This is a genomic window from Candidatus Poribacteria bacterium (assembly GCA_026702755.1).
GTDB lineage: Bacteria > Poribacteria > WGA-4E > WGA-4E > WGA-3G > WGA-3G.
On the sequence record JAPPBX010000033.1, the window covers coordinates 1 to 13,507 of the forward strand.

Consider the following 13,507-nt stretch of genomic DNA (forward strand, 5'->3'; position numbering starts at 1 on the left):
ACGCACGCATCAAACTCAACAAATTATATCCAGCAATATAAATGTGACAGACTATTAGGTTATAATAGTCGAGATTGATGGACAAATCTAAAGGAGAAGAAGAAATGAAGTGGCAATTGACTTTCGTACTACCGTTGCTCTTGGGAGCGGTAGCATTCGCGGGGTGTTATACGCAAGTCGGCTATCATGCGTCTTCGGGTTTTGATCAAAAATATAATAGGGCTTTGGAAGAAGAAAAAATGGAAGGTGTCTCTGAGGCAGAATCGGAAGAATTAGAGTCAGAGAATGCTGAAGAATCGGAAGGTTATTACGGGCGGCGGAAGTATACCCGTCGTACCGTTTACGCGTATCCTTCCAGTTACGGTAACTATTGGATGCCTTACATACCGTATCCGTATGGCTATTATCCACCGGTTGCGCGCTATTATCCGCCTCCTTGGTTTTACGGATACAGGTACTACGGTTACGCACCCTATTATCGAGGCTATTATCCTTATACAAACGTCTACCGACGGTACTATCGTGGGAGTCGATATGTGCCACTTTCACGGCGGACATACAAAAAGGGTGATTTGCGGTTGGAAAATAAGCGTTCTCGGAGTTCACGTAGCGTGACTTCACCAAAGTCAAGATCCGAACGACTGCAGCGACGCACGAAAAATCGGAACGAAAAATAATGGAAGGGTGGGTCTACGGAGAAACACTTCAAAATCCCAAACCCACCTAAACGGACCGCAAGGAAAAGTTAAAAATTGGAGGAATCGAAACGATGAAACGAACAGTGTATACGACTTTTATTTTCCTGTTTGCTGCCGTGTTCTTTACAACTGTCGGCGTAGCACAAGTAGAGGAAATGGCGATCGGAAATACATTCGGTGTTGGCGCACGGACGATGGGAATGGGCGGTGCCTCTGTCGCCCTCGCTGATGATTTCACTGCGCTCTATTGGAATCCTGCGGGGATGGCGCAAATCCAAAAATTTGAATTTTTTAGCAGTTTTTCGCATAACACAGCGAGTACAGATACGTACTTTGCTGGAGATGAGATAACCGGGACGACCCGTTCACAGATGCGTCCGAATTCTATCGGATTTGTTTATCCAATCCAGACGAGACGCGGGGGGTGGGCAGTTGGTTTCGGTTACAATCGTCCACAAAACTTCGACTATCAGACTGCCATTCAAGGCATTGACCCCAGTTCAGGAACCGACTTTAGCGGGTTCGCTGTTGATGAAACCAACATAAACAGTGGCGGCATTGGGATATGGAGTTTTGGTACGAGTGTGTACGTCTCAAAACGGGTCCTTATTGGCGGTTCGTTGGACTTCTGGCAAGGGAGTAGCTTGAATGAGTTGGATACGACAGGTACCGATCTATTGAAGGTGGATAGTGACTTGTCACGCTTCAGGTACGACGATGAAATTGACCGAGAGTATTCAGGTTTAGGCGGTAGGATAGGGCTTTTGGCGAACCTGACGGACACTATCAGCCTCGGTCTGACCTTCGTCACACCCGTCGAATTGGGCGTTGATGAACTCTGGTATGAATCAACTCGGGTGGTCTATGATGACGGTGAGGAAACATCTGATGTCCTCGACGGGGCACAAACGTTTGATATTGAGCGTCCCTTTGAAATTGGAACAGGCGTGGCTGTGAAATTGCTAAATAAACAGTTAATCCTGGCTGGCGACATCCAACTCACAGACTGGACCCAGACGCGCTACGATCCAGCCCCTCCTGCGGATGACATTTCAAAGGATAACTTTGAGAAGTTCTATGCGACAACGCTCCAAGCACGGATCGGCGCGGAATACCGAATCCCCGCTATTGGTACACACGTCCGTCTCGGTTATTTTCGGGATACGATTCCATTCACGGATGCCGAGGTTGAAAACGCACGTGATTTCTTGACACTGGGGGCAGGCCAAATCTTTGAGGATTCGCTGAAACTTGATGTCGCGTATATGCTCGGCACTTGGCAACGAAGCAAAAATCAACTTACCACGGAACGGCTTACGCATCGCGTATTCGTATCCGCTGCGTATCGGTTTTAATAGTTGTCAGCAGTCGGCACTCGGGACGTTCGCTGCCCTCACTGTCAGTAATGGATGGTTTTCCATTCTTGGTAACTACTGGCGGTCAATAAGCGGTGGTATCTTTGTATTGAACTACGGTTTAAGCAGAAACGGGCGGAATTTTACCTCCGCCCGTGTGTTTTACCGACTGCTGATAGCCGATAGCCGACAGCCATTAAACCAATTGAATATAACCCATCTGGGTGCCGTCGCCTTTTCGGAGTTCACCGCGTATGATACGTGTGTAGCCGCCGTTTCGATCTTGATACCGCGGTCCAATGTCATCGAACAGTTTGCGCAAGATGTTCTGTTTATCGATGCCACTGCCCTCTTCTCCCCTTCTGGGTTTGTAATGCAGGTTGGTCCCATAGAGCATCTTTGCGGCTTGCCGACGTGCGGGTAGATCTCCGCGTTTTGCGAGCGTAATCAACTTTTCAGCGACACGCCGAAGTTCTTTACACTTCGGTAGTGTTGTCCGAATTTGTTCGTGTTCAAATAGCGCCGTGGCTTGATTGCGGAAAAGTGCTTTTCGATGACTTGTCGTTCGTCCCAATTTCCTTCCACGTTTTCTGTGGCGCATCGTCTTCCTCCATTTACGCGTTGTCGTGAAGAATTTAGGTAGCCGGTTGCAAGGGGGCTTGCATCATATCTTCTTCGTCGAGGTCCGCGTCGTCTACATCGTCCAGATTCATTCCGAGGGAAAGTCCCATGTTGTCAAGTTGTTCCTTAATTTCGTTGAGCGATGTCCGCCCGAAATTCTTGTACTCCAACATATCCTTTTCCTCTTTTGTGACGAGTTCTCGTATAGTTTTAATGTTAGCAGTTTCAAGGCAATTGCTGGCGCGGACAGAGAGTTCAAGCTCGGAGACGGGCTTGGCGAGATAGCGGTTGCGTCGGAGTTTCGCCTCATCAATCTCTGGTTCCGGTTCAACATAACTTTCATCAAATTCTGTAAAGATCTCGAGTTGTTCCAACAAGATGTCGGCAGCGCGTGTGACAGCTTCCTTCGCTGTGATAGTCGCATCCGTCCAGACTTCAAGGTTAAGCTTATCGAAGTTCGTCATATCCCCGACACGTGTTTCCTCTACCCAAAAGTTGACTTTCTCAACAGGTGAGAACTTTGCGTCAACTGGAATCAATCCGATTTCGTGTCTCGGTGGTCTGTGCTCTTCAGCGAGAGAGTATCCTCTTCCGGTTTGCACATGAATTTCTATGTCCAATCCTTCGCATTCATCAAGGGTCGCGATATGCTGGTCAGGGTTTATAATCTCAACGTACGCGTTAGGACGAATGTCAGCTGCTGTGATTTCACCGGAGCCTTCTGCTTTCAGTGTGAGTCGCATTGGATCGTCGGTTGATATGTTTAATCGGATCTCTTTGAGATTGAGAATAATCTGTACCACATCTTCCAGGACTCCGGGGATCGTAGCGTACTCGTGCTTTACTTGCTCAATTTGAACAGCTGTAATCGCTGCACCTTTAATTGACGACAGGAGGACTCGGCGTAGTGAATTGCCGAGGGTCATCCCAAATCCGCGCTCGAAAGGTTCAGCGGTATACTTCGCGTAATTGGGGCGTAAGGAGACTGTATCAGTTTTCAGCCGTTCGGGCTTTTCTAGCTCGGACCTTATCATCGATTTCCTCCTACAGGAATAGATTAAGTGTTAGCATACGGACAAACGGAGCGGCAGCGTGTTTGTATTTAGTACACGCCCTCTTAATTTTATGTCTGTATTGTATTTTGGGACATCCCCTAATTTCCTCGTGTGAGGTAGATTGCTGCTAAGCTCTTGATTGTATATAATAGGTACGCAGTCGTATCGCATACCGGCTTATAAAACCTATAGGCAGTAACACACGGGTATGGGGATGTACCTATCGGGAGTAAAGTTCAATGATGAGTTGCATTTCAAGGTCCGCAGCGATCTGCTCCACCACCGGTGCACCCTGAACACGCCCTTCTGGTTTGTCCCTGTCAATTTCCAGCCATTCAGGTGCCCCGCGATGCTGTGAGTAATCTAATGCCTCTTGAATGGTAGCGAGGTGCTGACTCCGTTCGCGTGGCGTAATGACATCCCCGACTTTCACTACATAAGAAGGGATGTTAACTCGCTTGCCATTCACGGTGAAGTGGTTGTGCTTCACAAGTTGCCGCGCCTGATTTCTGGAAGTTGCGAATCCGAGTCGATAAACGACATTGTCTAACCGGCGTTCAAGGAAACTAATTAAGTTCTCACCAGCGATACCAGTTTGGCGCGCTGCTTTGAAATAATAATTCCGAAATTGTTTCTCAAAAACACCGTAAGTACGTTTGACTTTCTGTTTGGCGCGCAACTGTCGTCGGAAGTCGTCCCCGCGACCTCTGCGCGGAATAGTCTGTCCGTGTTCGCCAGGCGGATAACTGCGGCGTTCAAAAGAACACTTGGGACCATCGCAGCGCCGCCCTTTCAGAAAGAGTTTTTCACCTTCCCGGCGACATAATTTACAGACTGAATCTAAATATCTGCTCATTCCCTCTCCTTATATAAAAACCCTTAAACCCGCCGTCTCTTAGGCGGACGACATCCATTGTGTGGGATCGGAGTCACGTCCTTCATTAAACTAATTTCGAGACCGGCTGCAGCAAGTGCCCGTATCGAAGACTCGCGTCCTGAACCGGGACCCTTGACTCTAACCTCCACGCGTTTCACGCCGTGATCCATTGCTCTGCGGGCACACGCTTCTGCTGTTTGTTGTGCAGCAAAGGGCGTTGACTTCCGTGAACCAGTAAAGGTCATACCAGCGTTTGCCCAAGCAACGGTATTTCCGTTTAAGTCTGTTATCGTAATAATTGTATTATTGAAGGTCGCTTGTATGTGTGCGATACCCTCGGGGACGTTCTTACGTTCTCTTCTTCTTCCACGCAAAACGGTTCTCCTTTCTTATCAGTGGTTGTCAGTTATCGGTTATCAATTGTCAAAGTCAGCAACTGTGCTAAAGTTTCAAAGTGTGCTAAAGTTGCGAATGCCTCACAGTGAGAGTAACTTTACGGACTTTAGAAACACTTTAGGAACTTCTTTAACGGATAACTATTGCCTCTGCTAACCGATAACTGAAGGCAATTGCGTTAGCCGCCTTTGCGTGCTGCCTCTTTAGCTTTTCTACCAACGGAAATCGTTCGTGCTTTCCCTTTGCGGGTACGAGCGTTGGTATTCGTACGCTGTCCGCGGACAGGTAGCTGCCGACGGTGCCGCAAACCACGATAACTATTGATATCCATTAGTCGTTTAATGTTCTGGTCAATTTCGCGACGCAAATCACCTTCAATCTTGTATTCTTGAACCTTGTCTCGGAGTTGGTTAATCTCATTTTCAGCGAGGTTGTCAACTTTTTTTCCTGGGTCAAGATCAAGGTCGGTGACAATTTGCGATGCGGTATAACGGCCGATGCCATAAATTGCTGTTAGGGCAATATCCACCCGTTTGTCTCGGGGTAAGTCAACCCCTGCGATCCTTGCCATGAGTTTCCTCCTTCTCGGAATCCGAGAGGTGTAAACGGATTAGCCTTGTCTTTGTTTGTGCTTCGGGTTTGAAGGACAAATGACGCGGATTATCCCTTTTCGTTTGACAATTTTACACTGGTTACACATCTTTTTAACAGAAGGTTTGACTTTCATGATGTCCTCTTTCAGGTGAAAGTGCTCAACGCCGTCTGCCTTTGAGCTTACGATCTTTTAAGAATCCTTCATAATGGCGTACCGTTAAATAGGATTCGATTTGTGACATTGTATCTAACACGACACCGACGACAATCAAGATAGAAGCACCTTCCACCATGTTTCCAACGTTAAGCCGACTTGTGATAATAATCGGAATCACGGCGATAGCGGCGAGAAAAATTGCCCCTGGAAGCGTAATACGCGTAAGTGTGGTGTTAATGTAATCTGCAGTCTGTTTGCCAGCACGGATACCGGGGATAAAACCGCCGTATTTTTGTAAATCCTCTGCCATTTGAATCGGGTTGATTTGCACGGCTGTGTAGAAATAGGTGAAGCCAATAATTAACAATCCATAAACAGCGAGATACAACGGTGTTCCCGGAGCAATGAGGGCTTCTACACCAGCCACCCATCCCCAATCCCGTGGGAGAAAGCCAAGTACAGTCGGTGGAAACTGGATAAGCGTGACAGCGAAGATGATTGGAATCATGCCAGCTGCATTAACTCGGAGTGGCAGGTGGGTCGATTGTCCACCGATCACTCTACGTCCGCGAATCTGCCTGCCGTATTGCACCGGAATCTTCCGCACAGAAAGTGTGATAAACACAGTTCCCATGACCGCTACAACAACAAGACCGACTAAGAGAGCGAGTTGTAAAATGCCGAACTCTGGTCGCGTTACCAGATTGTTGAAAACAGTTGTAACACCGCCCGGCAATCCAGCAATAATACCGACTGTGATAATTAATGAAATACCTTGTCCAATGCCGCGTTCAGTAATCTGTTCACCCAACCACATTACAAAAGAGGTGCCTGCTGTGAGTGTCAAGACTACGAGAAAATGCCACCATAAATTAGGATCCCTGACAATCTCACCCGCTTGTCCGGTAATGTTCTCTGGATTCCGCAAGACGATGCTGATCGTTATGCCTTGAATGATACTGAGTATAACCGTTCCATATCGGGTATACTGGGTAATCTTCTTTCTGCCATCAGGTTCTTTGGAGAGTCGCTCCAATGAAGGAACAATGACAGCGAGGAGCTGCATAATGATTGAGGCACTGATATAAGGTTGTATGCCGAGCGCGAAAATTGTCATCTGGCTAAAAGCACCGCCAGAAAACAGGTCAATGAATCCAATGACATTACCCCCACGCTCCATAAGTTGCTGAAAAAAAGCTTCAAGTGCCTGGTCGTCGATACCCGGAAGCGTAATATGGGCACCAAGGCGATAAACAATCAAGAGCAACGCTGTAAACATGATGCGTTTCCGCAATTCGGGTATTTTAAAAGCGTTTTGAAATGCCTTAATCACTTATTTCTTTTCCTCCTCGCCTGCAAGTTCTCACGCAGCGTTGCCAGTATTCGCGTGCATCTCAAGGACTTCGGTTGTGCCACCTTTGGATTCAATTTTCTCGATTGCAGATTTTGAGAAGCGGTGCGCTTGGACTTTCAGCTGTTTTTCCAGTTCACCATCGCCGAGTATCTTTACCAGCGCATTCTTCCGTTTAATTAAGCCTGCTTCGCGTAGGGCTTCAAGGCTAACGACCGCTGCGTCCTCAAACAGATTAAGGGTTTCTACGTTAATAATGTCGTACGCAACCCGTTTATGTGCAGTCCGCCGCGGACCTCGCTTCGGGAGCCGTCGCACGAGCGGCATCTGCCCGCCTTCAAACCATGCGGGGATTGAGCTGCCAGATCGAGATTTTTGTCCCTTGTGACCGCGACCACAAGTGCCACCCTTGCCCGAAGCGTTGCCTCTTCCTACCCGCTTTCTGGAGCGGTTTGCCCCAGGGGCAGGTTTGAGTTCATTCAGTTTCATCAGGATTTACTCCATTCCTTTATGGCTATCAGCTATCGGCTTTCAATTGTCAAGTAAGAGGAATTTGAATGTTCAATTACCTACTTTCTGACCACTGACTGCTAACCGCTGATTACCAATCTTTAGCGTTTCTTGAGTAGTTCTTCGACGGACAGGTCTCTTAACCGTGCGACTTCGTTAACATCTTTGAGGTTTTTCAACCCTAACATAGTAGCTTCAGCGATATTTTTCACGTTTCGCGAAGAAAGGCATTTCGTCAACGCATCTCGAACGCCTGCAAATTCGAGGATAGCACGTGTTGCATTCCCTGCGATGATACCTGTCCCCGGACTCGCCGGTTTTAACAAGACTTTGGCAGATTTGAATTCGCTGACGATCTCATGCGGAAGTGTGCCGTCGACGATTGGAACCCGGATCAAATTTTTTCGAGCATCCGCGAAACTTTTTCGGAGCGCGCCTGCTACCTCGCTCGCGCTGCCGAATCCAATACCAACAATACCGTCACGATTGCCAACAACGGTGAGCGAATTGAAACTCGGCGTTCGCCGCCCTTTACCGACTCGCATCACGCGGTTGATTTTAATCATGCGCTCCTCAAATTCAAAGTCATCAGGGTTGATTTTATCTTTCAGCAAAAAAATCTCCTATCCGGTGTTAGCCTGTTATCTTAGATATAGTGTTAATTCTACAATCTTTTTGACAACAGAACCCGGTTCGCGGGGTATTAAAACTTCAATCCTTCCGCTTTCGCAGCTTCAGCAAGGGCTTTTATACGCCCATGGTAGAGATGTCCGCCCCGGTCAAAGACCACTACCTCAATCTTCTGCTGTTTGGCTTTTTGCGCGATAAGTGCCCCAACGCTTTCCGCTGCCGGTACATTTCCGCCGGTTGAAAGGTTCTCTTTCAGTTCAGGGGACAAAGTCGAGGCTTCCGCGACCGTCACGCCAAGCTCATCGTTAATAAGCTGCGCATAAATATGTTTTATGCTTCGAAAAACAGAGAGCCGCGGTCTGTTACCGGTGCCACTAATCTTTTGGCGGACACGCCTCCGGCGCCGTAAATGGCCCATCCGTTTCTTTTTAATGAGTGCCAAGGGGTCTCCTTATTACTATAAACACGCTTGCTATTTCCTAACGTGCAAAAGTCTAATAACGTTAGCCAATAGCGGCTTTTCCTTCTTTATCTCGAACGCGCTCCCCGTCGTAGCGGATACCTTTGCAAGGTTTGTAAGTTTCCGGTTTCTTAATTTGACGAATAGAAGCCGCGACTTGTCCAACCAATTGTTTATCAATGCCACTGATAATAACAGGTGTATGGGTCTGTCCATCTATTGTTTCAGTCGCTTCAACACTCAGCGTTATCCCCTCAGGTGGGGTGTAAGTGACGGAGTGCGAATAGCCAACGTCAAGAACCAAATTTTTATCGCGGTTGACTTCGGCGCGATAACCCGTACCAACCACTCTTAGTTTTTTCTCAAAGCCTTCTGAAACACCGGCAATCATGTTAGCGATGAGGCTACGTGCTAACCCGTGCAAAGCTTTGTATTGTTTGAGTTCACTCGTTCTTTGGACGGTTAGGACGTTTTCCTCAAGCGTCGCATTGATTCCTTCTGGAAGTTTCCAATTGAGACTCCCTTTCGGTCCATCCACCTGCACGTCGCTTTTGTCCAAAGCTACCTGCACCTTGTCAGGCACCGGAATCGGTTTTAGTCCAATACGTGACATTCTATCTCTCCCAACTCGTTGAGAGTCATCAACAAGATTTTACCAGACGTAGCAAAGGACTTCACCGCCGATTTTTTCTCTACGGCATTCTGGGGTGGTCTTTAGTCCTCCAGATGTCGATAAGATCGCGACACCAAGTCCTCCATAAACCCGTGGCAGCTTATCGGCTTTCGCGTAAACCCGCCTGCCAGGTTTGCTGACGCGCCTAAGGTTTGTGATGACCTTCTCTTTTTTTGTGTTTCCGTATTTCAAGTAAATTCTTAAAATCCCCTGTTTTCCGTCTTCAAGTAAACGATAGTTGCGGACGAAACCTTCTTCTGCCAAAATGCGTGCGATCTCAGCTTTGACTTTTGAAGAGGGAATTTCAACGCGTTCATGTCCTGCCATATTGGCATTGCGGATACGGGTCAACATATCTGCAATCGGATCGGTCATCGACATGAAAGATTCTCCTTATTTGTTCTCGTTTCTGAAGGGTCGCTGTGCCCGTCATGTTTGTGTAAGTGAGGACAACTCTCAGTTTTTACCAACTCGCCTTTCGGACACCGGGGATCTTACCGGCGCGGGCAAAGAGGCGAAAACAGATGCGACACAATTCAAACTTGCGAAGATACCCACGCGCCCTACCGCAACTTTTACAGCGGCTGTATTTTCGGGTTTGGAACCGCGGGGTTCTTTTCTGTTTGGCAATCCATGATTTACTTGCCAATCTGGATGCTCCTTTCCTGACTTATCCGTAATGTGTACGGATGTTGGAAGTTAGCTGCGGATTCACGGAAACCTACGCGCTTGTTTGTAGATTTACCAAAAAACTCGGCACACTCAATCTATTGCCGAAACGGCATCCCCAGCAATCTTAGCAGCTCGCGGCCTTCTTCGTCCGTTGGGGCGGTGGTAACAATGGTTACATTCAGCCCGCGGATGTCGTTAACTTTGTCGTACTCAATTTCAGGAAAAATTAACTGCTCGGTGAGACCGAGGGAATAGTTACCGCGGCCATCAAAAGAATCAGGCGATACACCGCGAAAATCCCGAATTTGGGGTAGGACGACGTTAATCAAACGATTGAGGAACTCATACATCCTTTGCTGCCGAAGCGTAACCTTACACCCGATAGCCATGCCCGGCGTACGCCCTAACTTCGATGGCCCCCTGATTTTGAAGGCAGAGATCGACTTTTTGGCGCGGGTGATGATTGCCCGTTGACCCGCAATTAGACTCAATTCTTCAACGGCATCTTCCAATACGTTTGGAGTCTGAACCGCTGCACCAACACCGATGTTCAGTGTAATCTTGTCCAATTTCGGGATCTGCATCACATTTTTATAGTTAAAGTGATTTTGCAGCGAGGGTATGACTTCCGATTGATAAAATTCTTTGAATGGGCTCATAAGCCTTGTATCCTATAGAAATCGTGTATTCCATGAAGAGTGCTTTTGCAGAGCACATCTTCTACGGTGTCTGGAGCGATTCGCTCCGGTTTAGGCATCAACCTTTTTGAGATTAGAAACGTGAATGGTGCCTTCGCGTTCGACAATACCGCCTTGTCCCGCTTGGTTGGGCCGAAGGTGGCGTGTGATGATATGAACGCCTTCAACGATTGCCCGTTGTTTCTTTGGGAACACCTCTAAAACCACGCCTTGTGTACCTCGGTTTTTCCCACTGAGAACTACCACCGTATCATTCTTCTTGATATGTAGTTTTTGCTTTGCCACAATCGTCCTCCTAAATCACCTCGGGGGCGAGCGAGACAATTCGGGTGAACTCCTTTTCCCTGAGTTCACGAGCGACCGGTCCGAAAATTCGGGTACCACGCGGTTGATTCTGCGGGTCAATCAGAACCGCAGCATTCTGGTCGAATTTAATATAGGAGCCGTCTGCACGTCGATATTCTTTGGTCGTACGGACGACGACTGCGCGCACAACTTCACCGGCACTTACCTGTGTATTAGGTGTCGCTTCCTTAATGCTTGCAACGATCACGTCGCCTACACGCGCATAGCGACGACGAGTTCCGCCAAGCACGCTAATGCACATTAATTGCCTTGCGCCAGTATTATCAGCACAGGTTAATCGAGTATATGATTGAACCATTTTTATTTCCTCCTCTATCGTTTTCAAAGCAGTTTGTTTGGAAACGTCAGAGTGGAGATCAAACCCTTTCTTCTCAAGTGCTATGCGATCCACGTTGCTACGCTGTTTGATTTCACATACGCGTTACAAACCACGCGTGCTATCGGTGGTGGCACTTCTTAATCGTTTGCGGGTTGTACTGAGCTCACTATCGCTTGGACCCGCCACCTTTTATGACGACTCAGCGGCCGGGTTTCGACAACCTGCACCACGTCACCGACGTTACAACTATTCTGCTCATCGTGAGCCAAAACCTTTTTCGTTTTCCGGACTACCTTTTTGTAAAGGGGATGTTGATAGCGCCGAACAAGTGAAACTGCGACAGTTTTGTCCATACTGTTACCTGTAACAAGACCTGTCCGAGATTTGCGATGTTTTCGTCTTTCCTCGTTCAACTTTATCCTCCAAACCAGTCAAAACCTATTTTTTGTAAGTACACAGTACAAATTTGATGAAACGGAATACTGCTGAGGCACGCAACCTTGCCCTATAAGTTCCATTACTCTGAACGGGACCGTAGAACAGTTTTCACACGTGCAATGTCCTTCCGGATCTTTCCAATAAGCGTTGTGTCCTCCTGTTGGCCTAAGATATTTCGGAATTTCTGGTTAAACAAATTCTCTTTCAGAGCCTTCAGTTCACCTTCTAATTCTTCGGTTGTCTTTCCTCGTAGCTCATCCGCTTTCATTTTTCCGAATCTCCTTGCGTGTTCTCAAACCACGGTGCTGCGTCACTACACTCATGATTTTCCAACCTCGGAGTCGCAGACGAAATTACTCATTCCGTGCAACGAACTTAGTTTTGATTGGCAATTTGTGGGCGGCTCGTTCCATCGCCCCTTTTGCATCTTCAAGCGAAACGCCGCTTAATTCGTAAAGGACTCTACCGGGTTTAACAACAGCAACCCAATGTTCAGGGGGACCCTTTTTACCTTTACCCATGCGTGTTTCAGCAGGTTGTTTACTGAGTGGTTTATGTGGAAAAATTTTAATCCAAAGTTTCCCACCACGGCGGACATATCGCGTAATAGCGACACGTGCCGATTCAATTTGGTTACTGGTAATCCAACCAGCTTCCATCGCTTGCAAGCCGTACTCACCAAAGTTAATCCTTGAACCTCGGAGCGGCTTTCCACGGCGTTTTCCGCGATGCACATACCGGCGCATCACACGTTTCGGCATTAACACTTAAATGCCTCCTTAAAAGTCTGTAAATGCGATTCTCAACGATTCTGAGAGTTCCCCGCGCCCCGACGTTGCCTGCGACGACCTCTGCCTCTACCCTGTTCACCGGATTGTCCAGAACGTCTGTCACCACGGCGACGTTCGGAACGTTGCGAACCTGTGTCCTCACGTCGTCCAGATTGACGACGGACAGACGGTTCACCTTTTAATTTGTCCGGGACCCCAATAATTTCACCTTTAAAAATCCACGTTTTGACCCCGATCTTACCGTATGTTGTGTTTGCTTCCGTAAACCCGTAGTCAACATCGGCTCTGAGTGTGTGAAGAGGTACCCGTCCTTCAATACTCGACTCCGCACGGGCAATTTCCTTGCCATCCAACCTGCCACTCACCATGATTTTAACGCCCAATGCACCTGCTTGTATTGAACCGGAAATTTTACGCCGCATCGCTTGTTTAAAGCCAGCACGGCGTTCTATTTGTGTCGCTACGTCTTCTGCAACGAGTTGGGCATCAAGTTCTGGTTCTCTGATTTCCGAGACATTAATCCGGACAGAACAACCGACCTCTTTTTCGATGAGTGCTTGTAGCTTCTCAGCTTCTGCGCCGCGACGACCGATCACGATACCTGGGCGGGCTGTATGGATATTAATACTGCAGCGGTCAGCAACGCGTTCCACTTCAACACGCGAAATACCAGCACGCGCAAGTTGCTCTTTGACGAACTCCTGAATTTTAAAATCTTCGTGGAGCCACTTGGCGTAATCGCGTTCACTGTACCACTTTGAATCCCACGTTTCAATGATTCCTAAGCGTAATCCACGCGGATGAGTTTTTTGTCCCACGCAAACCTCCTATCAAACGATTTCCCGT

General features: G+C 47.8%; 22 protein-coding genes. 2 read left to right on the forward strand and 20 right to left on the reverse strand.

What is annotated here, in order from left to right:
• The first annotated feature begins 104 nt into the window (after nt 1-104).
• On the forward strand, nt 105-677 hold the full coding sequence (locus tag OXH39_06335; protein MCY3550059.1) for a hypothetical protein: 573 nt from the start codon (nt 105-107) through the stop codon (nt 675-677).
• A gap of 92 nt (nt 678-769) precedes the next feature.
• The gene (locus tag OXH39_06340) at nt 770-2,053 is read left to right on the forward strand and encodes an outer membrane protein transport protein (GenBank protein MCY3550060.1); all 1,284 of its coding nucleotides are present in this window, start codon (nt 770-772) and stop codon (nt 2,051-2,053) included.
• Between the two features lie 196 nt (nt 2,054-2,249).
• Here the strand turns inward: OXH39_06340 and rplQ are convergent, their stop codons facing one another.
• The 20 genes from rplQ to rpsC all read right to left on the reverse strand — a co-directional run bounded on the left by rplQ (nt 2,250) and on the right by rpsC (nt 13,479).
• Nucleotides 2,250-2,654 carry a 50S ribosomal protein L17 gene (gene rplQ / locus OXH39_06345; GenBank protein ID MCY3550061.1) on the reverse strand — a complete coding sequence of 135 codons (405 nt, stop codon included), beginning with the start codon at nt 2,652-2,654 and terminating at the stop codon, nt 2,250-2,252.
• 34 nt (nt 2,655-2,688) lie between these two features.
• Nucleotides 2,689-3,708: a DNA-directed RNA polymerase subunit alpha gene (locus OXH39_06350; GenBank protein MCY3550062.1), complete on the reverse strand. Its 1,020-nt coding sequence runs from the start codon at nt 3,706-3,708 to the stop codon at nt 2,689-2,691.
• Between the two features lie 241 nt (nt 3,709-3,949).
• On the reverse strand, nt 3,950-4,585 hold the full coding sequence (rpsD, locus tag OXH39_06355; GenBank protein ID MCY3550063.1) for a 30S ribosomal protein S4: 636 nt from the start codon (nt 4,583-4,585) through the stop codon (nt 3,950-3,952).
• A 23-nt stretch (nt 4,586-4,608) separates the two neighbouring features.
• On the reverse strand, nt 4,609-4,980 hold the full coding sequence (rpsK, locus tag OXH39_06360) for a 30S ribosomal protein S11 (protein MCY3550064.1): 372 nt from the start codon (nt 4,978-4,980) through the stop codon (nt 4,609-4,611).
• A 200-nt stretch (nt 4,981-5,180) separates the two neighbouring features.
• Nucleotides 5,181-5,573 carry a 30S ribosomal protein S13 gene (gene rpsM / locus OXH39_06365; protein ID MCY3550065.1) on the reverse strand — a complete coding sequence of 131 codons (393 nt, stop codon included), beginning with the start codon at nt 5,571-5,573 and terminating at the stop codon, nt 5,181-5,183.
• 39 nt (nt 5,574-5,612) lie between these two features.
• Nucleotides 5,613-5,729, reverse strand: coding sequence for a 50S ribosomal protein L36 (rpmJ, locus tag OXH39_06370; GenBank protein MCY3550066.1), 117 nt, complete (start codon nt 5,727-5,729; stop codon nt 5,613-5,615).
• A 25-nt stretch (nt 5,730-5,754) separates the two neighbouring features.
• The gene (secY, locus tag OXH39_06375; GenBank protein MCY3550067.1) at nt 5,755-7,086 is read right to left on the reverse strand and encodes a preprotein translocase subunit SecY; all 1,332 of its coding nucleotides are present in this window, start codon (nt 7,084-7,086) and stop codon (nt 5,755-5,757) included.
• 30 nt (nt 7,087-7,116) lie between these two features.
• Entirely contained in the window at nt 7,117-7,593 is a 477-nt protein-coding gene (gene rplO, locus OXH39_06380; GenBank protein ID MCY3550068.1) for a 50S ribosomal protein L15, read from the reverse strand.
• Nucleotides 7,594-7,715: 122 nt separating this feature from the next.
• On the reverse strand, nt 7,716-8,225 hold the full coding sequence (gene rpsE, locus OXH39_06385) for a 30S ribosomal protein S5 (protein ID MCY3550069.1): 510 nt from the start codon (nt 8,223-8,225) through the stop codon (nt 7,716-7,718).
• 92 nt (nt 8,226-8,317) lie between these two features.
• The gene (gene rplR, locus OXH39_06390) at nt 8,318-8,662 is read right to left on the reverse strand and encodes a 50S ribosomal protein L18 (protein ID MCY3550070.1); all 345 of its coding nucleotides are present in this window, start codon (nt 8,660-8,662) and stop codon (nt 8,318-8,320) included.
• A gap of 85 nt (nt 8,663-8,747) precedes the next feature.
• Complete coding sequence (gene rplF / locus OXH39_06395) at nt 8,748-9,317, reverse strand: 50S ribosomal protein L6 (protein ID MCY3550071.1); 570 nt, start codon at nt 9,315-9,317, stop codon at nt 8,748-8,750.
• A gap of 39 nt (nt 9,318-9,356) precedes the next feature.
• The gene (gene rpsH, locus OXH39_06400) at nt 9,357-9,758 is read right to left on the reverse strand and encodes a 30S ribosomal protein S8 (GenBank protein MCY3550072.1); all 402 of its coding nucleotides are present in this window, start codon (nt 9,756-9,758) and stop codon (nt 9,357-9,359) included.
• Nucleotides 9,759-9,840: 82 nt separating this feature from the next.
• The gene (locus OXH39_06405) at nt 9,841-10,026 is read right to left on the reverse strand and encodes a type Z 30S ribosomal protein S14 (GenBank protein MCY3550073.1); all 186 of its coding nucleotides are present in this window, start codon (nt 10,024-10,026) and stop codon (nt 9,841-9,843) included.
• A 118-nt stretch (nt 10,027-10,144) separates the two neighbouring features.
• Nucleotides 10,145-10,708 (reverse strand): 50S ribosomal protein L5, encoded by a 564-nt coding sequence (gene rplE, locus OXH39_06410; protein MCY3550074.1) that lies wholly within the window; start codon nt 10,706-10,708, stop codon nt 10,145-10,147.
• Nucleotides 10,709-10,798: 90 nt separating this feature from the next.
• The gene (locus OXH39_06415; GenBank protein ID MCY3550075.1) at nt 10,799-11,032 is read right to left on the reverse strand and encodes a 50S ribosomal protein L24; all 234 of its coding nucleotides are present in this window, start codon (nt 11,030-11,032) and stop codon (nt 10,799-10,801) included.
• A 10-nt stretch (nt 11,033-11,042) separates the two neighbouring features.
• Entirely contained in the window at nt 11,043-11,411 is a 369-nt protein-coding gene (gene rplN, locus OXH39_06420) for a 50S ribosomal protein L14 (protein ID MCY3550076.1), read from the reverse strand.
• Between the two features lie 158 nt (nt 11,412-11,569).
• Complete coding sequence (gene rpsQ / locus OXH39_06425) at nt 11,570-11,845, reverse strand: 30S ribosomal protein S17 (protein ID MCY3550077.1); 276 nt, start codon at nt 11,843-11,845, stop codon at nt 11,570-11,572.
• A 104-nt stretch (nt 11,846-11,949) separates the two neighbouring features.
• Nucleotides 11,950-12,138: a 50S ribosomal protein L29 gene (rpmC, locus tag OXH39_06430; GenBank protein ID MCY3550078.1), complete on the reverse strand. Its 189-nt coding sequence runs from the start codon at nt 12,136-12,138 to the stop codon at nt 11,950-11,952.
• A gap of 85 nt (nt 12,139-12,223) precedes the next feature.
• On the reverse strand, nt 12,224-12,637 hold the full coding sequence (gene rplP / locus OXH39_06435; GenBank protein MCY3550079.1) for a 50S ribosomal protein L16: 414 nt from the start codon (nt 12,635-12,637) through the stop codon (nt 12,224-12,226).
• 35 nt (nt 12,638-12,672) lie between these two features.
• Nucleotides 12,673-13,479, reverse strand: a complete 807-nt coding sequence (gene rpsC, locus OXH39_06440; GenBank protein ID MCY3550080.1) for a 30S ribosomal protein S3 — start codon at nt 13,477-13,479, stop codon at nt 12,673-12,675.
• Nucleotides 13,480-13,507: the final 28 nt, after the last annotated feature.